Consider the following 20,431-nt stretch of genomic DNA (forward strand, 5'->3'; position numbering starts at 1 on the left):
GGCCCGCCCCGCCGCGCTTCCGCGCTCGGCCGCCGTTCCCTCGGCCGCAGCCGTTCTCCGATCGCCGTCGTCCGGTCGGCACCGTGCCGCGACGTCCCGGCCGCGCGCCGTGTCAGACCACGGCGCCGTCGTCCCAGCCGGAATCGCTGGGCGGGCCGTCGCCCATCCGCACCACCAGCGCCACGAAGCCGCCGATGAACGCGGCGACCGCGGTGAAGAGCACCCAGCCGGGCAGGCTCCAGCCGAAGGCGGCGCTGAGCAGCAGGTAGGCGGGACCGCCGAACAGACCGAGCCAGGCGATCTTCGTGGTGGCGTCGGTCTTGGGCAGCGGGGGCGGCGGCGGGGGCACGTAGTGGCCCTCGTCGTCCGGATCCTCCCGGTTCTCCCGGTCCTCCTGGCCGTCGCCGCCGGGAGCGTCGCCGTCGCCGTATTCGTCCTCGGCGAGGAGCTCCTCGTCCGAGCGCTTGACCACCCGCCGGGAAGGCTCCGCCGGGAGGTTCTCGCTGTCCGGCCACGGCTGATCCGCCGAGTCGCGCTCGGCGGTGTCGTTGAAGGACGCGACGATCTGACGCCAGACCTCGTCCTCATCGCTCTGCGGTGTCACTTAGCTGGGCCCGTTACTCATCGGGCGGCCTCTTTCTCCCGGAAACCGCACATCCCCCACCCGCGTTCAACTTCCCTGCAAGGGTACAGAGGCGTTCGTGTCGATGAACTCCAGGCTCCTCGCAAAGATCTGTTCGGCGTCGTTGTCGAGCGTCGCGACGTGATAGCTGTCGCGGAGTTCCACCACATCGAGATTCCCCCTCGTCAGCCTCTCACGCAGAATACGCACACTGGTCGGTTTCACCACATGGTCCTGCGGACTGTGGAAGACCAGCACCGGCTGGGTGATCTTTCCCAGGTCGGCCTGGGTCAGGGCCCACAGCCGGGGGAGGGTGGCGGCGGCCTTGACCGGCGTGCGCGTGTACCCCAGTTCGGACACCCCCTCCTTCTTGATGTCCCCGGCCACTCCCGGCACGGAGGAGACCACCAGCCGCAGCAGCGGCGCGAGCCTCAGAAGTGGGACGTCGTTGGCCACCGAAGGGTTGACGACCACCACGCCCCTGATCGCCTGGCCGTGCACCTCGGCCAGCCGCAGCGCCAGGCAGCCGCCCAGCGACAGGCCCATCGCGAACACCTCGGCGCAGTCGGCCCGCAGCCGGGCCAGCGCCTTGTCCAGCTCGGCGTACCAGTCCTCCCAGCGGGTGTGGCTCATTTCCTGCCAGGTGGTGCCGTGGCCCGGCAGGCGGGGCAGCGACACGGTCAGGCCGGCCGCGGCGAGATATTCGCCCCAGGGGCGCAGCGACTGGGGCGAACCGGTGAATCCATGACAGAGCAGCACGCCTATCTGTCCACCTCTGTGGTGGTACGGTTCCGCACCAGGCATGACTGGCATCGCAGCTCCTTGTCAGGTCCGCCCGATCGTCGCACGAGTGGGCCGTGTTTTGCGAGGGGTGGATTTGGGTGGTTTCGCGGTGTAGTTGGCTGAGTCTGAAAGTGCGAAGATAACTCCAGTTCGACGCCTGTCAACCGAAGGAGCCCCGCGTGTTCTACTGGGTGGTGAAGGCCATCCTCTGGCCTTTCCTCCATCTCATCTTCCGCCCGTGGGCGGAGGGGGTGGAGAACGTACCCGCGGAGGGGCCGGTGATCCTGGCCGGCAACCACCTGTCGTTCGCCGACCACTTCTTCGGGGCGCTGCCCCTGCCGCGCAAGGTGATCACCCTCGGCAAGTCCGACTACTTCACCGGAAGCGGCCTCAAGGGGGTCGCCAGCAAGGCGTTCTTCAGCGGCGTGGGCACGGTCCCGATCGACCGCTCCGGCGGCAAGGCCAGCGAGGCCGCGCTGCGCACCGGCAAGCGCATCCTCTCCGAGGGGCACGTGCTCGCGATCTACCCGGAGGGCACCCGCACCCACGACGGCCGCCTCTACAAGGGCAAGACCGGAGTGGCCCGCCTGGCGCTGGAGTCCCGCGTGCCGGTCATCCCCTGGGTGATGGTCAACACCTTCGAGATGATGCCCCCCGGCCGCCCGCTGCCCAAGCTGGGCATCCGCCCGGGGGTGAGGTTCGGCAAGCCGCTCGACTTCTCCCGTTACCACGGGATGGAGGAGGACCACCTCGTCCTGCGGGCCGTCACCGACGAGATCATGTACGCGCTGATGGAGCTCTCCGGCCAGGAGTACGTCGACAAGTACGCCGCCACCGCCAAGGCCGAGGCGGCCCGCGCCGCCAAGGACGCCGCCCGCGCCGCCAAGGAGGCGGCGAAAGAGGCGGCGAAGGAGGCCGCCCGTGCGGCCAAGGAGGCCAAGGCCGCCAAGAACGCCAAGGACTCCGGGCACGACTAGGGCCTCCGTCCGACGGCTCCTCGCCGTGGCGGGAGCGGTCCCGGACGGCCGCCGGGGAGGGCCCGGGAGTGAAGGAAGCCCGCCGGGCGGACCCTAAGCTGGCTGTCATGGCCGCCGAGCCCATCGACTCCGACGTCGATCTCACCGACGAACGCCAGCGGGGCGAGCTGAGCCGCTCGCACCACGCCGTCCTGGCGTTCATCGCCGCCGGCGGTGCCGCCGGAGCCACGGCCCGGTACGGCGCCGGCCTGCTGTGGCCCACCCCGGACGGCTCCTTCCCGTGGACCACACTGGGCGTCAACGCGGTCGGCTGCCTGCTGATCGGCGTCCTCATGGCGGTCCTGGCCGCCGCGTCGGCGGCCCCGGCCTGGGTCCGGCCGTTCCTGGGCACCGGGGTGCTGGGCGGGTTCACCACCTTCTCCACCTTCTCGGTGGACATCCAGGGCCTGCTGCTCGGCGGGCGGCCCGGCGTCGCCCTCGCCTACCTCGCGGCCACCCCCGTGGCAGCCCTGATCGCGGTGACCGCCGGGTCACGTGTCGCCCGCGGGCTCCTGTCCGGGGCCGGTTCCGGGAGCGAAGCCGGAGGCGGTGCCGAAACCGGAGTCGGTATCGAAACCGGAGTCGGCGCCGGAGCCGGAAGCGATGCCGGTGCCGGAGCGGCGGAGCGGCGGGCGCCGTCGGAGGCGCGGAGGACGCGGGAGGCGGAGAGGACGCGGGGACCGGGGGGAGCCGGGGAGGGGCCGGAGAGGCCGAGGACCGACGGGAGGGCGCGATGAGCTGGCTGCTGGTGCTGCTCGGGGGCGCCCTCGGCGCGCCCCTGCGCTACCTCATCGACCGCGCCGTCCAGGCCCGCCACGCCACGACCTTCCCCTGGGGCACCCTCGTCGTCAACATGACCGGCTCGCTGATGCTGGGCGCGCTGACCGGGGCGGTGCTGTCCGGGATCGTGGGCACCGGCCCGCAGCTGCTGCTCGGCGCCGGCCTCTGCGGCGCGCTGACGACCTACTCGACGTTCTCCTACGAGACGCTGCGGCTGGCCGAGAGCGGGGCCAGGACGCTCGCCGTCGCCAACGTCGCCGCCTCGGTCGCCGCCGGCCTGGGCGCGGCGACCGTCGGCTTCGCGCTGGCCCGCGCCTTCACCGGCTGACCGCCGCCGTCCCCGCCCGGCTTCCCGTACGGGCTCCGGTCCGGCTTCCCGTACAGCCTCCCGTAGGGACTCCGGGCCGGCTTCCCGTACGGGCTCCGGTCCGGCTTCCCGTACAGCCTCCGGACCGGGCTCCCGTGCAGCCTCCCGTACGGGCTCCGGACCGGCGGCCCGGCCGCGTTCAGCGGCCGGCCGGCAGCTTCCGCGCCACCCTCAGGTGCTCGGTCACCTGGGCGGACTCGCCGCCCTCGTGCCCGTTGAAGTGCCACACCCGGATGTCCTTGGGGCCCGCGTAGTGGTTGTAGGCCGCGAACACCGTGGACGGCGGGGTGACGCCGTCGCGCAGCCCCACCGAGAAGAGCGCCGGGGTGGTGTTGCGGGCCGCGAAGTTCACGCCGTCGAAGTGGTCGAGGGTGGCGAACACCTGGTCGAAGCGGTGGCGGTGCGCCTTCAGGAAGCGCCCGAGCTCGGCGTAGGGGTCCTCGTCGGTGATCACGGCGGCGTGGCGGATGTGGGACATGAACGGCACGTCGATGAAGGCGAACAGCAGGTCCGGGACCATCGAGCTGACCGCCATCGCGATGGCGCCGCCCTGGCTGCCGCCCGAGACGACCACGCGGGAGGGGTCCACCAGGGGGTGGGTCCGGGCGGCCTCGACGGCCCGGACCCCGTCGGTGTACAGGCGCCGGTAGTAGTAGTCGTCCGGGTCGAGCACCCCGTGGGTGAGCTTTCCGCTCACCTCCGGGCCGGTGCCCCCCACCGGGTCGGGGGTGTCGCCGACGCGCCAGCCGCCGCCCTGCCCGCGCGAGTCCATCACGAAGACCGCCCAGCCGGCCGCCGGCCAGGTCAGCCAGTCGTGCGGCAGGCCCCGGCCGCCGCCGTAGCCGATGTACTGCACCACGCACGGCAGCGGCCCCTCGGCCGCGGCCGGCGCGAGCAGCCAGCCCCGGATCTCGTGCCCGCCGAAACCCGCGTAGCGGACGTCGAAGACGCGCACCAGCGCGAGATCGGTCTCCACCTCGGTGAAGACCGCGCCCAGGTCGTGGGCGCGGCTCTCGGCCAGGGTGCGCTCCCAGAAGGCGTCGAACCCCTCGGGCTCGTGACGGTCGGGACGGTACTCCAGCAGCTGTGCCAGCGGCATGTCGACGAACAAGAGGTCTCCCGGGATCGGGGCGTGCGCGAAGGCCGGGAGGACCCGGCCGGTGCCGCGCCGTACCGGCGGTACAAAGCGGTGTTGTTGGGGTTATTGTCGCGATTAGCCGTTGTTTGCGCCAGGGATGGGCGGCTTCCCGGAACCGCCCGGGAAGCCCGGCGCCAGGGAAGTCCCGCCGCTCAGCCGGTCCTCAGGTGCCGCCGGATCTGGCGGATGTGCTCCGGCGTGGTACGGCAGCAGCCGCCGATGAAGTTCGAGCCGGCGGCGTGCCACTCGGCCGCCGCGGCGCCGAACTCGACCGGGTCGGCCAGGCCGAGCCAGCGGCGGCCCGCCGGGTCCCAGGTCTCACCGGAGTTGGGGTAGACGATCACGGGCTTGCCCTGGACCTGCCCGATGAGGCTGTTGACGTGCCGCGGCGCCGTGCAGTTCACGCCGACGGTGATCACCTGCGGGACGCCGGCGAACAGCGCGGCGGCCTCCTTGAGCGGGGTGCCGTCGTTGATGTGCTCGCCGTCCCGGCAGGAGAAGCTCACCCATCCCCGCATCCGGGGGGTCTCGGCGAACAGCCGGGCCAGCGCCCTGGCCTCCGTGTAGGAGGGGATGGTCTCGCAGGCCATCAGGTCGGCGCCGCTGCCGGCGAGGATGTGCCAGCGGTCCCGGTGCCAGCCGACCAGACCGTCCTCGTCGAGGTCGTATTCGCCGGTGTACTCGGCGCCGTTGGCGAGGGAGGCCCCGTACGGTCCCACACTGGCCGCCACGGTGCCCTCGCCGTACTGGTCGCGGGCCTGCATGGCCAGGCGAACGGACAGCAGGATCAGGTTCTCGGCCTCGGCGGCGCTCAGCCCGCGGCGCATGAACGCCGGGACGTTGGCCTGGTAACTCGACGTGATCGCGACGTTGGCTCCGGCGCGGAAGTAGTCGAGGTGCGCCTGCCGGATCACCGAAGGGTCCTCCACCAGCAGCTTCGCCGACCAGAGCTCGTCCTTGAGGTCCGCGCCGAGCGTCTCCAGATGTGTGGCCAGTCCGCCGTCCAGAATCACCATCTCGCCACCCTAAGGCACCGGAGGCGACGTCCCGCCGTCCGGAAGATCTTCGGAAAGGGCCCGCTCGGGCCGGGAGGACAGCATTCCCGCCACCCCGCGGATCACTGGGGGCGGAGGTAATAAATCCATGTGACCGGCGTGGGTTTACCGCGGGCCGGCCGTCCGCCCGACCGGCGGCCGGTCCGCGACGCCGGGCCGTACGGGCAGGGGCCGGTTCGCGACGCCGGGCCGTACGGGCAGGGGCCGGTCCGTGACGCCGGGGCGGGCGAGGCCGGACGGGCGGGGCGTGGGCGGACCGGTCCGTGACGCCGGGGCGTGGTGGGCCGGTCCGTCCGCCGGTCAGAGCCGGCGCAGGGCCTCGGTGAGGCTCGACAGGCCCACCGGGCCCAGCTCCAGCGCCGCGGTGTGCCAGCGCCGCAGGTCGAAGCCGGCGCCCAGCCGCTGCCGGGCCTCCTCGCGGGCGGCCAGCCAGGCACGCTCGCCGAGCTTGTAGGAGGGGGCCTGCGCGGGCCAGCCGAAGTAGCGGACCACCTCGTTGTGCACCCGGTGCGGCTCGCAGCGGCCGCGGTCCCGCAGCACCTCGCACGCCCGCTCGAAGGTCCACCGGGAGCCGTCGGGCAGCGGCAGGTCCAGGTGGACACCGAGGTCGATGACGACCCGGGCCGCCCGCAGGGCCGACCCGGCCAGCATGCCCAGCCGGGTGCCCGGTTCGTCGAACCAGCCCAGCTCGTCGGCCAGCCGCTCGGCGTACAGCGCCCAGCCCTCGCCGTGCCCGCTCACCCAGGAGGCCAGGCCGAAGCGCGACAGGCCGTCGCCGACCACCCGCGTGGTGCCGATCTGGAGGTGGTGACCCGGGACGCCCTCGTGGAAGACGGTGGTCAGCTCGTTCCAGACCTCGAACCGGTCCCGCCCCGGGGTCACGGGCCAGTTGGTTCGACCGGGCCGGGACAGGTCCTCGCTGGGGCTCATGTAGGAGGCCGCGCCCGCGCTGGCGTCGAAGGACAGCACGACGTCCACCCGGCGCAGCGGCTCGGCGATGTCGAAGTGGGTGCCGTGCAGCCGCTCGATCGCCCGGTCGTGGCGCTCCTGCAGCCATTCCCGGTAGGCGTCCCGGCCCTCGACGTAGTAGGTCTCGTTGAGGATCGCGGTCGCCTCCTCCACCGAGGCGCCCGGCCGCACCCGGTCGGCCTCGGCGGCCAGCTCGGCCTCGATGCGGGCCAGTTCGGCCCAGCCCCACTCGTAGGCGTCGACCAGGTCGATGTCGGCACCGAGCTGGAGGCGCGAGTGCACGGCGTACCGCTCGGCGCCGACCCCGTCGGCCTCGCTCGCCCGGGGCGCGTACTTCTCGCGCAGGTAGCGGGCGGCCTCGGCGTAGCCCGCGTGCGCGGCGGCGGCGCTCTCGGCGAGCTCGTCCCGGAGCGGGCCGTCGCCGTAGGCGTCCACCAGGGACCCGTGCGTGCGGTCCTCCGCGAAACGCGCGGCCTGGACCGCGGCCTCCAGCGCCTGCCGGCGCGCGGCCCGCAGCCCCTGTTCCAGACCGGCGGAGAGGCTCGTCTGCCAGCCCTGGAGCATGCGGGGGATGGCCGCGAGCCGCGTCGCGACGTCGCGCCACTCGTCCTCGGTGCGGTGCGGCAGCAGGTCGGTGCTCTCCCACAGCTCGCAGACCAGCCCGAACGGCGCGCACACCGCGCGGAGGTGCTCGCCGGTCTCGTGCAGGCCAAGCTCGGCCTCCAGCCGTTCCCGCAGGTGGGCGGCGGCCCGCACGTCGGCTTCGCCGAGCGGCTCCAGGGAGGAGAGCCTGGACAGGGTCTCCTTCATCAGCGACGCGCGGGCGGCGTGGCCCTCCGGGCTGTAGTCGGTGGCCGGGGCGAACGGGACGTCCATGCCGTCCATGCCGGCGGCGACCGGGTCGAGGGCCGCCGAGCGGGTCACGTACTCATCGCAAAGCGCAAATATCGGGCTGGTCACCCCGGCACTGTAACCCACCGGTCAGCCGGGGAGCCCGGCGTTTTCCGGGCCGCCGGGCGCCCGGCCTGGACCGTTCGAGGGCATGGCGTCCCTCCCTTCCACCGGACCTGTCCCGGCCTCGGACCTGGCCTCGGACCCGTTCCCGCCTCGGCCTCGGACCCGTTCCCGCCTCGGCCTCGGACCCGTTCCCGCCTCGGCCTCGGACCCGGACCCGTTCCGGACCCGGACCCGGACCCGTTCCGCCCCGGAGCCGGGCGGCCTCCCGGTCCGGGGCGGGACGCGTCCTCCGGATCGGGAGAACGCGTCCGTTCAGCGCTTCCAGAACGGCCGGCGCCGGCCGGGCTCGCCGGAGCCTCCGGTCCCACCCGGCTCACCCGGCCCGCCGGATCCGGCGGAGTCACGGAGGGCGGACAGGACCTCGACGGCCCGGCGCCACAGCGCGTCCGGGTCGCCGCCGGCCTGCAGTTCCTCGGCCAGGGCCGCGAGCCCGGTGTGGCCGCCCAGGTACGCGGCGAGGGCCGCGAGGCGGCTGCCCAGGTCGTCCAGGTAGCGCAGCTTCGCCGCCGCCGGGAGGGACTCCGCGGCGCGCAGCCGCTCCAGCTCCTCGCCGAGCCTGACCCGCAGCGTCTCCGACGGCCGGGCCGTACCGGACACCCGCGGGGCCGGCGCCTTCGCCGCGCGGGCGAAGCCCGGGGCGGGCGCGAAGGCAGGGGCGGGGCCGCCGAACTCCGGGGAAGGGCCGGACGGGGCCGGGCCGCCGGGCGCAGGCATCGGCCCGGTGGCCGCGACCGGCATCATGGGCATCGCGGCCTGCATCATCGCCATCGGCGCGCCGCCCGATCCCGCCCAGCCGGAGGGCGGTTCCACCGGCTGGATCACGTGGTGCTCCGGGCCGCCCTCGGCGACGACCCTGGAGTCGACCGCGACGAAGGCGGTGAACCGGCAGAGCACGCCGTACCCGAGGGAGGTCGCCACGATCTCCTCCTCCAGCGACCGGTCCCCGGCGGCGTAGCGGTCCTCCAGCTCGCGCAGCCGGGCGCGCGCCCAGATCGCCCGCATGGCCGGGTTGCTCCCCCGGACGCCGGTGACCCTGCGCTCCCACGGCCGCCCGGCGGCGTCCAGTCCCCGGACGGTCAGCGCTCCGGCCGCGTCCCCCCGGTACCGGCCGTGGACGGTCAGCGGCACGCCGTGGTGGATCGAGCCGAGGCGGCCGGTCGTGTCCGGGACGAGGCTCAGCCCGTCGGCCTCGAGGGACAGGTCGGTGACCAGCGGGGCGGCGATCCTGCGGTGGATGTGCTCCATCGCCTCGTCCAGCCGGTCCTCCGACTCCACCAGCTCGCAGCGGCCCGCGCCGAGACCGGCCAGCCTGCCGAGGAACCCGGCGTTGACCGCGCGGTCGATGCCGACCGTGTGCACCCGCGTCCCCGCCAGCCCGCCGCCGATCCGCTCCAGGATCTCGTCCTCGTTGCCGACCTGGCCGTCGGTCACCAGGACCAGGACGCGGTCGGCCGGACCGGCGGCGTTGGCGGAACCGACGGCACCGGCCGGACCGGCGGGGCCGCCGGAGGGCGCGGAACCGGCGGAGGGCACGGTGCCGGCCGTCCGGGCGGGGTCCCCGGGCGCTCCGGGACGTCCGGGGGGCATGGGACCCGGGCGGCCGTTCAGCAGCGCGACGGCCTCCTCCAGCGGGGCCAGCATCTCGGTGCCGCCGCGCGCCTCCAGCCGGGACAGGTGCTCGACCGCCCGGTAGCGGTTGCGGTCGGTCGCCTCCACCAATCCCTCGCCCAGCCCGGCCGGCCGTTCCACCACGTGGTCGAAGGACAGCACGGTGAACCGGTCGCCGTCGGTGAGGGTGTCGACGATGCGCGCGGCGGCGCGCCGGGCGGCGACCATCTTCCAGCCGCCCATGCTGCCCGAGCGGTCGAGGACGAGCACGACGTCCTTGGAACCGGTCGCGGCGGGCGCGGGGCCGGGCACGACGGTCAGCGTGAACGTCCCCCCGGCCGGTTCGGCCGCGCCGGTCGTGCCGGAAGGCGTTTCGCCCGCACCGGGAACCTGCCCGGCCGCTTCGGCGCCCGTCCCGGCCGCTCCGGCGGACGTTTCGCGCGCTCCGGAAGCCGCTCCGGCCGGGTCGGGGACCAGCGTCAGGGAGGTCGAGGCGTCGAAGGCCAGGCGCAGGACGAAGTCGCGGTCCAGCCGTTCGCCGGGCCGCAGGCCGACCGTCACGCCCTCCTCGCCGTCCTCTTGGAGGACCGCGTGCAGGCTGGAGCGGATCCCCCGCAGCTCCAGCCCGGCGGGATCGACGGTGACCGCGAGCGAGAGCCGTACCGGGGCCGGGAAACCGGGCAGCAGCACCGGAGGGGTGATCCGGGAGGCGTCCGGGACCGCGTCGGTGTCCGGTGACCGGCCGTCGCCGGCGCGCTCGCCGTCGAGCGGGGCGCCGGGGATGTAGCGCGGGGCCACGACCAGCGGGAAGCGGAAGGTCGCGGCGCCGTCCTCGTACGGCAGCGGCTGGCTGAGCGTCAGGCGTACGGTGACCCGCTCGCCGGGCACGATGTTGCCGACCCTGATGGTGAAGACGTCGGGCCGGTCCTCCTCGGCGATCGCGGCCCGCCTGCCCTCGGCGAGGGCCCGGTCGTAGTCGGCCCTGGCCTGCCCCCGCTCTTTGAGGATCCCCTCGACGACCCGGCCGTCCGCCTCCATCCGGAAGGCCGTGACGGCGGCCCGGTCGGGCAGCGGGAAGACGTAGGTGGCCTCCAGCGCCACGTCGTGCGGGTTGCGGAAGACCTGGGTCACCTCGGCCCCGGCGACCAGCCCGGACACCGCGGCGGTGACGTCCACGCTCTCCAGCGGCAGGTTGCCGCGTTCGGTGGCGAGCGCGCCCAGCCCGGCGTCCGGGACCGGCGCGTACTCCTCCGGGCTGAGCGTTCCTATCGAGCTGATCATCGCTGCTCTCCTTCCGGAGGGATGAGGTCGTGTTCACGCAGGACCGCGAGGAGCGCCCGGGACGCGGCGCCGATCGCGATGAGGTCGTCCGGGGAGGGCGCGCGGCCGCCGTCGAGCAGCAGCGTCACGCCCGGTGCGAGCCGTACGCCGTGGACGGCCACGGCCGGCGGCCCGCTCGGGGGCGGGGCCTGCGGCCTCGCGGTGGCCGGCGTGTCCGGAGGCTGAGGCTTCGTGCCGGGGGACTGCGGCCCCACGGCGGCGGGCGAGGAGGTGGGCGGCCCGGCTTCCGGGTGTGGTGCGGGCCGGCTCCCGGCCGGGCGGGGCGCGCGCCGGAGGGGCCGCGCAGCGGCCCCGGGCGCCGCCGGTCGCGGGGGAGGGGCGGGTACGGCGGGCGGGCGGCCGGTGGGCGACCGCGGGATGCTCGGCGGTGCGCCGGGCGGCGCGGCCGATGACGGGGAAGTGTTCGGAGGTGCGCCGGACGGCGGGGAGGGGCGGGTACGGCTCCGGTCGCGGCGGGCGGCGTGGCCCAGAAGCGCGGGCGCGCGGCACGCGGCGCGGCCGGTGGCCCGGCGGACGGTCCGGCGGGTGACCCCGCGGGCGGCTCGGGGATGTCCGCGATCGCCTCCAGCGTCCGGTCGGTGGCTCCGGCCAGCTCGGCCTGGATCTCGGCGATGGTCCGGCCCTCGGCCTGGCGGCGCTTGACGGCGACGAGTTGGAGCAGGTGGCGCCTGCCGTACAGGGCGACGCGGCCCCGGCGGGTCAGGGGCGGGTCGAGGAGCCCGATCGTGGCGTACCACCGGATGAGGCGCTCGTTGGGCACGTCCCTGACGCGCCCGCTGAGCTGGGCGGTGGGACCCAGCAGGGCCGTCGCCTGCTCGGCCAGTTCGCCGATCGTCCACTCCATGTTCCCACAGTGACACTGTCATCATGACACTGTCAACATAAGGAGCCGTTCGGTGGGTATGGGCGTTTGGGACATAGAAGGACATAAGACGAGAACGGGGAGATATCTCATGTCCACGATCACCAGCCCGCTCACTCCCGAGAACAAGAAGGTCATCGGCGAGACCCTCCAGGGATCGCTCGTCGACCTGCTGAACCTCTCGCTCGTGGGCAAGCAGGCGCACTGGAACGTGATCGGCCACAACTTCCGCTCCCTGCACCTGCAGCTCGACGAGATCGTCGCGGCCGCCCGGGAGCACGCCGACACCGTCGCCGAACGCGCGGTGGCGCTGGGATGCAACCCCGACGGCCGGCCGTCCACGCTGGCCAACACGAACGAGCTGCCGCAGCTGGAAGCGGGCTACATAAACGACGGCAAGGTCGTCGCCGCCATGACGGACATCCTCGGGTCCATCATCCGCCGGATGCGGGAGCGCGTCGCCGCCACCGAGAAGCCGGACCCGGTGACCCAGGACATCCTCATCGAGATCACCCAGGACCTGGAGAAGCACCACTGGATGCTGGAGGCCCAGCGCTAGGTCCGCCTCGCCGCGCCGGACCCGCCCGGCGCGTCCCCGGCGCTCCGGCCTGATCGAGGCTGGAGCGCCGTTCCGTTCGGAGTTCTTATCGGTTTGCCGCCGACCGGCCCGGTCCGATAGGAAGCTCGCGTGCTGAGAGGTGACAAGGTCGGGCTCAGGGCCCGGCACGAGGACGACATCCCGATTCTGCAGACCGAGCTCTACGACGACGTGGTCAACACCTCGCGGTCCGTGGGCCAGCCGTGGCGGCCGATCACGCCCGGCTCGAAGGATTCGCAGTTCGCGGTGGACGACAAGGAGCAGGGGCACGCCTCCTTCTCGGTCGTGGAGTTGGACGGCGGCACGCTGGTCGGCGCCGCGACGCTGTGGGGCATCGACAACCACAGCCGGTCCGCGCACATCGGGCTGGGGCTGCGGCCGTCGGCCCGCGGCAAGGGCTACGGCACCGACGTGGTCGCGGTGCTGTGCCACTACGGTTTCGTCGTGCGCGGCCTGCATCGGCTGCAGATCGAGACGCTGGCGGACAACGCCGCGATGCTGCGCTCCGCCGAGCGCAACGGCTTCGTCCGCGAGGGCGTGCTGCGCTCGGCGGCCTGGGTGATGGGCGAGTTCCTGGACGAGGTGCTGCTCGGTCTCCTCGTCCAGGACTGGAAGCCGGACCCGAAGGGCTAGGCCGCGGCGCCGTCCGGGGATTCGGCCGCCATCGAAGGCCGCCATCGAAGGCCGCCATCGAAGGCGGCCACGGGGCGCCTGACCGGCTAGCCTGGCCGGACTTCGTCGCCGACTCTCAGCTCGCCGAGGTTCCTGGGCACCAGGCGGATGCCGAACCAGGTCTTTCCGTCCCAGCGACGGTGTTCGGCCAGGGTTCTCAGGGGTTCCTTGCCGCGCTCCTGAGTGGTGGGGTCCCAGATGGTGGCGGCGCAGCGGTCGCACGACTCCGAGACGCGGAAGTCGATCTCGCCGATGCCGACCGACGCCCAGGCGTCCTCCGCGAAGGGTTCCGCGCCGTCGATGACGGCGTTGGGCCGGAAGCGAGCGATGTCGAGGGGGCCCGGGGGGTGCTCCCCGCGGTCCAGGGCGCCTTCGGCGATCCAGTCGTCCAGGCGCTGGAGCGAACTCCTGGAGACGAGATGGAGGGGCCCGTCCCAAAGGCCGGCGTACTCCCCGGCACCGGCCCGGCGTGCGGGCTCGTCCAGCCGGATGAGGCGGGCGGGCCTGCCGAGCAGGCGGGTGAACCACTCATGGGCGTCGGCGTGGGCGAGCATGGCTCGGTCGAGGTTGGAGCAACCCATCGGGACCGTGTCCCCGGTGGCCGGGGGGACCCTGAGCTCGCCCATGCCCTTCGCCGACAGGCGGAGGCCGCCTTCGGGGGTCTCGGCGGCCGAGACCGAGAGGAGGCGGGGGTGTTCGCCCACCCAGATCAGTTCTCCCAGCGGGTCCACCACGCCCCAGCGGCGGTCGCCTTCCAGGCCCCAGGGGAGGACTCGGGCGGATGGGCGGAGGATGCCTTTGGTGGATTTGATGGGGTAGGTGCGGATCTCCGCTAGTTCCATCGGCCAAGGATAGGAGGAAGCGCTCTCCTGGAATATGGGAGCGTGCCCACTGGACGTCCGGAGCGGAGGCACGGGCCCGTCCGGAATGGGGGTTCGCCTGCTCTTCGGTGGCGCGGCCGTGGAATCGGTCGCCGTCCGTCAGGCCGGCGGCGCAGGTGTGGAGGTGGCGGCGTCACGGGCGCCGCCGGACCGCCGCTCCACCCCGGCGCGGGGCCGGTAGAGCGTGAGACGGATGGAGCCGAACCGCCTGGTCGGCCCGGCGGCGGAGAAGGCGCTCCTGAGCGCCACCAGACGAGGGTCGGCGGCGTAGACCCTGTTGATCCGCGCCGACACCAGCCAGATCCGGCTCGCCCCGGCCGCCGCGGCGGTGAACTCGGAGGCGGTGCGCGGCTCGTACCGGCCGGGCGCGCGGGTGAGGTCCACCAGACGCTCGTACGGCCCGCCGTAGACGGCGACGAACAGCCGGTATCGGTACGGCACGAAGAGCACCCGGTCACCGGGCCGCACCTCGGCGTCGAGGGTGGCGGCCAGGGACCGCAGGTCGTCGGGGCGGCTGTCCGGCGTGCGGAGCGCCTCGTGCGCCGGGAGGGCCGTCGCGGCGACGAGCAGGACGGCGGGCACGGCGACCGCGAACCGCCATCGGCCCGCGGTCGCGGCGAGGCGGGTCAGGCCGATCCCGGCGGCGAGCGCGATCCCGGGGACCACGACCAGCACGTACCGGGGATGGTAGATCGGCGCCACCTGCGACACGGCGAACGAGATCGCGAACGGCAGGACCGCCCAGGCCGCGACGAGCGGCGTACGGCGGGCCGACCATCCGCCCCACACCGCCAGGCCGAACACCGCCGCCGCCCCGGCCGCGCTCCCGGCCACCCCGATCGGGAAGGCCGCCAGCTCCGGCGGACCGGGGGAGCGCAGCCAGAACAACTGGGTGTCCCGCTGACCGGCCGCGACCACCACGAGCGGCGCCAGCACGACCCCGGCGCCGGCCACGGCGAGCAGCCACGGCGGCCACGGCGGCCGCAGCGGCCCTCGCGGCGGGTGTGACGTGGGAGAGGACCGGGGTCGCCGCGGCGGTCGCGTCCCGGGGACGGCCCGTCCGGCGGCGAGTACGGCGACGGCGTGCGCGGCCAGCAGGAGCAGGGCGTACAGGTGCAGCCACCCGAGCAGGGCGACCGCCGCCCCGTACCCGGCGAACCGTCGCCGTGACGGCCGCTCCAGCGCCGTGACGAGCAGCCACGTGGCCAGCACGGCGACCGCGCTGACCAGTGCGTAGCCGCGCGCCTCCTGGGCGTAGCGGGACATGATCGGCAGGACGGCGTACAGCAGGCCGCTCCACAGGCCGGCCGCCGGACCGGCGAGGCGGCGGCCCAGGACGGCCACGCCGTACGCGGCGGCGGCGAACGCGAGCAGCGACGGCAGCCGCAGCGCCAGCTCGACGGGGCCGGAGGCGCCGAGCGCGGCGAACGGCCGCATGAGCAGGTAGTACAGGGCGTGGACGGTGTCGATGTCGGCGAGGAGCGCCCGCAGCTCGGGCAGGGACATGCGGGCGGCCATGCCGGTGACCGACTCGTCCCGCCACAGCGACGGCACGGTGATCCCCCATCCGGCGATGGCGGCGGCCATCAGCGGGGGAACGGCGACGGCCACCCGGCGGCGCCATGAGGCGGTCGCGCCGCTTCCGGTCCGGGGGCGGGGTCGTCGGGGGAGGACTGCGCGCACCCGTTCACCGTAGTAGCAGGTCCGGGCAGGTCAGCCGCCATGGCCGCGGGCCGGGCGGCTGAGGCCGTCGTCTGGCATGCGGGGCGGGGGCCGGGGTAGAGGAGACGGAGGCTAGCTGAGAGAGGGAGAAGATGAAGAGGATCCTGCAGCTCGTGGTGACCCGCTGGCTCTCCAAAACGCCCCTCGGGCTCGCCGTGCTCGGGGCCGGATGGCTGATCATGCGCAAGCGCCGCCGCGACCAGGCCGCCGATCCCCGCAAGGAGACGCTGCGTCAGCCCGGCCGCGGCTCCAGGAACGTCCCCACCTGGCGGGGACCCTCCGCCCGGGGCCGCAAGCAGGCGACCGTACGGCGGTGACCGCCCCCCGGGAGGCGGGGCGTTCAGAGGAGGTGGCGGGCCAGGGCGGCGACGGGGTGCGGGAAGCGCAGCAGGTTCCGCAGCGGGTCCAGGTGGGCGACGTCCCCGTCGCCGTCCGTCCCCGGCGGTCCCCACGGCCCGGACGGTCCCGGAGGCCCGTACGGCCCCGGGGGGCCCGCCTCGCGGACCGCCGCCAGCCCGCACTCGCGTACGGCCCGCTCCCAGGCGGCGTCGTCGCCCGCGGCCGCCTCCAGCCGCTCCAGCGCGGTCGTCCCGCCCGTCTCCCGGGCCAGGGAGGTCAGCAGGTGCGGCCAGTGGATGGTCAGCGCCGCCAGCTTGGCGACCTCCCCGTCGGAGGCGGGGGCGGCCCCGGCGAGCGTCCGCCGGTAGGCGATGAACGAGTAGAAGCGGAAGACGTTGACGTAGCGCTTGATCTCCCGGGGGTTGAAGAACATCAGGGCAGGCAGGACGAACTCGATGGCCCGGTAGGCGTTCTCGTCGCTGTAGAGCTCGTCGAAGACCCGGTCGGCCGCCTCGCGGGTCGCCGTGGCCAGCCCGCCGATCGCGTCCGAGCAGTCCACGCCCAACTCCTCCTGGGCCCGCCGCGCCGCCTCGTCCAGGGTCGCGGCCGTCGGCCGGAGCGCCCAGATCGCGTCCTCCAGACGGCTCACCAGCGACGGGTCCGGCGGCCTCACCGGCCCCGGCCGGGGTACGGCGAGCGGCACGTCGAGCGGCGTGCGCGCCCCGGGGACGTCCGGGCAGGGCGTCCCGGCGGCGTTCCTGTCCCCGTCCCCGCCCGCGTCTTCGGCCTCCTCGGCCCCGCCGTTCCCCGCGGAGCGCCGGTCCCCGGCCTCCCCATCGGAACCCGTCCCCGGGGCGTCGGTGACCTCCGGCATGCCCAGCAGCGCCCGGACGAAGGCCGGCAGCCGGTCGGCGTCGTCCAGCAGCGGCACGCTCAGCGGCAACTGCACGATTTTCTCCAGGAACCGCCAGCCCAGCCCGGACCGCCCGTCGTCCGGCAGCGTCTCGGCCAGCTCCCGGTAGGCGGCCTCGACGTGCGCGGCCACCACCTCCGGCTCCATGGCCAGCACGAACACGCAGTTGGGGAACTCCCCGGCGAGGAACAGGTTGATCGCCTCGATGACCTGAGCCACCGTTCCCGGCGAGCACCGGTCCAGGTCGTCGACGAACACCACCAGGGGCCGCTCCTCGGTGGCCACCAGGTCGAGCACCTGCCGCATGTCGGTCTGCACCAGGTGCAGGAAACCCGCCCTGGACCGGTAGCCGGGGCCGCTCAGCAACTCGCCCGCCGGGCCGTCGGCCGAGCCGGGGGCGAACAGGTCCGGCTGGCTGACCAGGTCGCAGAAGGCGTTGCCGGCCGACTCCCCGAAGAACCTCGCCAGCCGTACGGCTCCCGCCCCGACGGCGGTGACCGCCCCGGCCGCGCCGACCGCGGCGGCCGCGTTCGACAGCAGGGCGGCGAACGCCGGCAGCAGAGCGGCCCCGGCGAGCAGCGCGCCGGTGAGGACCAGGGCGGCGAGCAGGCCGAGGGCGAGCGGCACCAGCCGGGTCACCGCGAGCTGGTAGGCGCGGCGGCGGACCGCCTCGGGGTCGATCCTGGACAGGTTCAGCTCCAGCCAGAACCGCTCTCGTTCGGTGCGGGGCAGCCGCCGGGTGACCTGGCTGATGATCTCGTGAGCCAGCCCGGCCCAGACCTGCTCCCCGCTCTGGTACATCCACGGGTTGAACCACACCGTCGGCCGCCAGTCGGCCCGCCGCACCGGCAGGGCCCCGGGTTCGGCCCGGCCCGCGCCGCCGCGCCGCCGCCGTCCGGCCCTGGACAGCACCTCGGCGTTGGTCAGGTCGCCCGCCCCGCCGGGGTCCGGCAGGTGGATCTCGGCGGGGCCGTCCCCGGCGGCCCCCGGGTCCAGGAGGTCCTGGATCATCCGCATCAGGGAGGTCTTGCCGGCGCCCCACGGACCCTTGACGCCGATGGTGAGCGGCGGCCGGGTCTCGGGGTGGCGGACGAACGCGGCGATCGCCTCGGCGTAGATCCGGTGGCCGAGCTGGTCGTCGGTGGTCCACCGGTCGGCGGTGAGCCTGGCCCGGGGCTGTACGGCCCGCCGCCCGGCCCGCCACCGCCGCAGCAGCGCCGACGTCCGCGCCCGCTCCGCCGGGCTCAGCCGGGAGTAGCCGAAGGCCCGCACGTCGGGGTGGGCGAACAGGGCCGTCTCGCCGAGCAGCCCCCAGTGCCGCAGCTCGGCGGCGTCGCCGAGGATCTCCTCGACCGGCTCGCCCTCCTCCAGCAGGGAGGCGCCGCGCAGCACCTGCCGGGCGTGCTCGCTCAGGTGCAGCTCGTAGACCCGCCGCACGATCTCGGTGCCCGAGGCCGGGGGAGCGGGGTCGCCGAGCACGGTGAGGGTGCGGGCGAAGGCGGCGTGCACCGGCGAGGGCGCGGGCGTGGCCGGGAGACGGGGCCGGGTCAGCGGGACGTCCGCGGCGGGGCCGTACGCCAGCAGGATGGGGGTGCGGGGGGAGGAGACGGCGGCGTAGTGGCGCAGCGCGTGGGCGTGCAGGTCGCCGACGGTGACCGCGCCGCGCGCCGGGTCGGCCGCCAGGGCGGCCAGGCCGTCGGCCAGGACGCCGGTCAGGCTGGGGGCGGGGCCGTGGGCGGGTTCGCCGAACCGCAGGGCCAGGGTGAGCGCCGCCGCGGACAGGCGGGGCTCCCCGGCCACGCCGAGCTGCCTGACCGGCGGGGCCGAGCCGTCCAGGGCGCTCCAGCCGAAGTCCACGACCAGCAGCACGGCCGCCGCCGCCGACTCGCCGACCCGCCGTCCGAACGCGCCGATCATGGAGCCGAGCTGGCCGGAGGTCCAGGCGTTGCCGCCGGGCAGCCGGATCATCAGCACGTCGCCGTCCCCGGCCGACCGCAGGAAGTCCCACACCCGGCCGCCGTCGGCCCGCGCGCCCTCGCCGGGGCGGGCGTCGACGGTGAAGCCCTCGGCGCGAAGCACCGCCGCCAGGCGGGTGTCCGGCCGTCCGGCGGCCGGGGGGTCGAAGGGCCGGTCGGGTGTGGCGGGCGGCGAGTCCAGGAAGACCAGGGCCCGTCGCGCGCCCGTCCGGGTGGCGGCCCCGGGGGTCTCGGGGATCGGGTCGGCGAACGCGAGTCCTTCGCTCAACGGTCCTCCCGGGGCGGCGGCGGGGAGTCTCACGCGGGGTCCGCGTGAGACCCATCGGATCTGGTGAGGGCACTGCCGGGTTCACCCGACAGGGGAATCGCTTCCTTGATATGGTTCCTGTGTTCGAAACGGGCAGGGCTTGTCCGTCGCCCACCTCGGCCGAGGAAAGCGAGAAGCCGCTCTCTTCGGGGAGCGAAGGAGTCACGTGGATCCACTGTGGACCCGCAGGCGTCCCCAGATGCGGATCTTGATGATAGGGCGGCCAGATTTGAAGGACGCCCACCCGTGTCCTTGCGAGAACTTTGCCTTCGCCCGGCGTGCGACGCCGCGCCGGGGGCGGCTCCACCGCACCGGCCACCGCCCGCCCCGGCTTCCGGTCATCCTCACCTGTCCGCCCTCCATCCCGACTCGGCCTCCGCCGCGCCTCCCGGGCGGAGCGCGTCAGAGGTCCATCGCCCAGATCTCCTCGACGAGGTCATCCAGCCGCCGCTCCTCGACCGGCTCGAAGCCCGCCGCGCGGTAGATCCGCCGGGCACTGGTCAGCACGCTCCTGGTCGACAGCTCCATGCGCCGGTAGCCCGTCGCCCGGGCGAAGGCCACGCACTCGCCGACGAGCCGCCCGCCGATCCCCAGCCCCCGGGCGGACGGCTCGACCAGCAGCATCCGCAGCAGCGCCGTCCCTTCGTCCTTGCGGACGCAGAACACGCATCCGGCCCGCTCGCCGTCCACCTCGGCGATCCACCCGGCCTCGCGCCGGGGGTCGTGGTGGTCCACGTAGTCGGCCACGATCCTGGCCACCAGCGCCTCGAAGTCGGCGCCCCAGCCGTACTCCTGGCTGTAGAGCACGCCGTGCCGGTGCACCACCCATCCCAGGTCGCCGGGGCGCGGCGGGCGGATGACGTACGGCTCCGCCCGCCGGGCGGGGGCGAGGACCTCCCGGATGGCCGCCATGCTCGCCACCAGCCGCCGCGCGTCCTCCTCGGTGATCCCCTCCAGCAGGCCCCGCACCTCGGCCGCCGAGCGTTCGTCGAGGGCCGCGAACGTGGCGCGGCCGGCGGCGGTCAGCGAGACCACCTGCCGCCGCGCGTCGGCCGCCGACCGCTCGCGGGTGACCAGGCCGTCGCTCTCGAACCGCCCGAGGATCCTGCTCAGGTAGCCGGCGTCGAGACCGAGCAGCCGCCGCAGCTCGCCGGTCTCCATCCGGTCTCCGCCGTTCAGCTCGAACAGCACCCTCACCTCGGTGAGGGAGTAAGGGGTGTCCAGGATGCCCTGGTGGAGCACGCCGATGACACCGGTGTAGAAGCGGTTGAACGCGCGGATCTCCGCCACACGGCGGTCGATGTCCGAAATCATGTATGACACGATCAACCATTTATGTGACTGAGTCAATGAATCAACCGGGCCCTCGCGGGAAGGCGGCACGCGGTGTCCCCCGGGCCCGGCCCGCCCGGCGCGCCTCCCGGGTCACCCGGTCCTCCTCGGAGGGGCGCCTCCCGGAACGGGC

General features: G+C 74.4%; 18 protein-coding genes. 6 read left to right on the top strand and 12 right to left on the bottom strand.

The annotated features are described in order from the left end of the window. Positions 1-112 precede the first annotated feature (112 nt). A complete protein-coding gene (locus ACQP10_RS11660; protein WP_346020408.1) occupies positions 113-604 on the bottom strand; it encodes a hypothetical protein in 492 nt (163 codons plus the stop codon). A gap of 66 nt (positions 605-670) precedes the next feature. Continuing rightward, positions 671-1,435: an alpha/beta hydrolase gene (locus ACQP10_RS11665; RefSeq protein ID WP_179818529.1), complete on the bottom strand. Its 765-nt coding sequence runs from the start codon at positions 1,433-1,435 to the stop codon at positions 671-673. 149 nt (positions 1,436-1,584) lie between these two features. Between ACQP10_RS11665 and ACQP10_RS11670 the strand changes: the two genes are divergently transcribed. The 3 genes from ACQP10_RS11670 (at position 1,585) to crcB (ending at position 3,529) form a co-directional block, all read left to right on the top strand. Beyond that, positions 1,585-2,382, top strand: a complete 798-nt coding sequence (locus ACQP10_RS11670) for a lysophospholipid acyltransferase family protein (protein WP_346020407.1) — start codon at positions 1,585-1,587, stop codon at positions 2,380-2,382. Positions 2,383-2,489: 107 nt separating this feature from the next. Continuing rightward, positions 2,490-3,158 carry a fluoride efflux transporter FluC gene (locus tag ACQP10_RS11675; protein WP_433541340.1) on the top strand — a complete coding sequence of 223 codons (669 nt, stop codon included), beginning with the start codon at positions 2,490-2,492 and terminating at the stop codon, positions 3,156-3,158. Continuing rightward, positions 3,155-3,529, top strand: a complete 375-nt coding sequence (gene crcB, locus ACQP10_RS11680; RefSeq protein WP_346020405.1) for a fluoride efflux transporter CrcB — start codon at positions 3,155-3,157, stop codon at positions 3,527-3,529. The genes ACQP10_RS11675 and crcB overlap by 4 nt, the downstream gene beginning before the upstream one ends. Positions 3,530-3,707: 178 nt before the next feature. On the opposite strand, the gene ACQP10_RS11685 is transcribed toward crcB, so the two are convergent. The 6 genes from ACQP10_RS11685 to ACQP10_RS11710 form a co-directional block, all read right to left on the bottom strand. After that, complete coding sequence (locus ACQP10_RS11685; RefSeq protein ID WP_346020404.1) at positions 3,708-4,679, bottom strand: acetylxylan esterase; 972 nt, start codon at positions 4,677-4,679, stop codon at positions 3,708-3,710. Positions 4,680-4,858: 179 nt separating this feature from the next. Then, on the bottom strand, positions 4,859-5,722 hold the full coding sequence (gene mmuM, locus ACQP10_RS11690) for a homocysteine S-methyltransferase (protein ID WP_389997943.1): 864 nt from the start codon (positions 5,720-5,722) through the stop codon (positions 4,859-4,861). A 339-nt stretch (positions 5,723-6,061) separates the two neighbouring features. Beyond that, on the bottom strand, positions 6,062-7,654 hold the full coding sequence (locus ACQP10_RS11695) for a DUF885 domain-containing protein (RefSeq protein WP_433541341.1): 1,593 nt from the start codon (positions 7,652-7,654) through the stop codon (positions 6,062-6,064). Positions 7,655-7,999: 345 nt separating this feature from the next. Then, positions 8,000-10,636: a VIT domain-containing protein gene (locus ACQP10_RS11700; RefSeq protein ID WP_433541342.1), complete on the bottom strand. Its 2,637-nt coding sequence runs from the start codon at positions 10,634-10,636 to the stop codon at positions 8,000-8,002. After that, positions 10,633-10,764 (bottom strand): hypothetical protein, encoded by a 132-nt coding sequence (locus tag ACQP10_RS11705; protein ID WP_433541343.1) that lies wholly within the window; start codon positions 10,762-10,764, stop codon positions 10,633-10,635. Before ACQP10_RS11705 ends, ACQP10_RS11700 begins: the two co-directional genes overlap by 4 nt. Then, on the bottom strand, positions 10,761-11,540 hold the full coding sequence (locus tag ACQP10_RS11710; RefSeq protein ID WP_433541344.1) for a MerR family transcriptional regulator: 780 nt from the start codon (positions 11,538-11,540) through the stop codon (positions 10,761-10,763). The genes ACQP10_RS11705 and ACQP10_RS11710 overlap by 4 nt, the downstream gene beginning before the upstream one ends. Positions 11,541-11,649: 109 nt before the next feature. On the opposite strand from ACQP10_RS11710, the gene ACQP10_RS11715 reads away from it, so the two are divergent. Both ACQP10_RS11715 and ACQP10_RS11720 read left to right on the top strand, forming a co-directional pair. After that, a complete protein-coding gene (locus tag ACQP10_RS11715; protein WP_179818520.1) occupies positions 11,650-12,117 on the top strand; it encodes a Dps family protein in 468 nt (155 codons plus the stop codon). A gap of 129 nt (positions 12,118-12,246) precedes the next feature. Next, positions 12,247-12,789 carry a GNAT family N-acetyltransferase gene (locus tag ACQP10_RS11720; protein WP_399499610.1) on the top strand — a complete coding sequence of 181 codons (543 nt, stop codon included), beginning with the start codon at positions 12,247-12,249 and terminating at the stop codon, positions 12,787-12,789. Positions 12,790-12,875: 86 nt separating this feature from the next. On the opposite strand, the gene ACQP10_RS11725 is transcribed toward ACQP10_RS11720, so the two are convergent. Then, positions 12,876-13,670, bottom strand: a complete 795-nt coding sequence (locus ACQP10_RS11725) for an MOSC domain-containing protein (protein ID WP_433541345.1) — start codon at positions 13,668-13,670, stop codon at positions 12,876-12,878. Positions 13,671-13,808: 138 nt separating this feature from the next. Then, positions 13,809-15,320, bottom strand: coding sequence for a glycosyltransferase family 39 protein (locus ACQP10_RS11730; protein ID WP_433541346.1), 1,512 nt, complete (start codon positions 15,318-15,320; stop codon positions 13,809-13,811). A 203-nt stretch (positions 15,321-15,523) separates the two neighbouring features. Here ACQP10_RS11730 and ACQP10_RS11735 point away from each other — a divergent pair, with 203 nt between their 5' ends. Beyond that, a complete protein-coding gene (locus ACQP10_RS11735; RefSeq protein ID WP_433541347.1) occupies positions 15,524-15,748 on the top strand; it encodes a DUF6203 family protein in 225 nt (74 codons plus the stop codon). Positions 15,749-15,771: 23 nt separating this feature from the next. Here ACQP10_RS11735 and ACQP10_RS11740 read toward each other — a convergent pair whose 3' ends face one another. Then, positions 15,772-18,927 carry a KAP family P-loop NTPase fold protein gene (locus ACQP10_RS11740; RefSeq protein ID WP_433541348.1) on the bottom strand — a complete coding sequence of 1,052 codons (3,156 nt, stop codon included), beginning with the start codon at positions 18,925-18,927 and terminating at the stop codon, positions 15,772-15,774. Positions 18,928-19,368: 441 nt separating this feature from the next. Continuing rightward, entirely contained in the window at positions 19,369-20,280 is a 912-nt protein-coding gene (locus ACQP10_RS11745) for a bifunctional helix-turn-helix transcriptional regulator/GNAT family N-acetyltransferase (RefSeq protein ID WP_433541349.1), read from the bottom strand. Between the last annotated feature and the right edge of the window lie 151 nt (positions 20,281-20,431).

The sequence above is a fragment of the Streptosporangium sandarakinum genome, assembly GCF_050942225.1.
Lineage (GTDB): Bacteria > Actinomycetota > Actinomycetes > Streptosporangiales > Streptosporangiaceae > Streptosporangium > Streptosporangium nondiastaticum.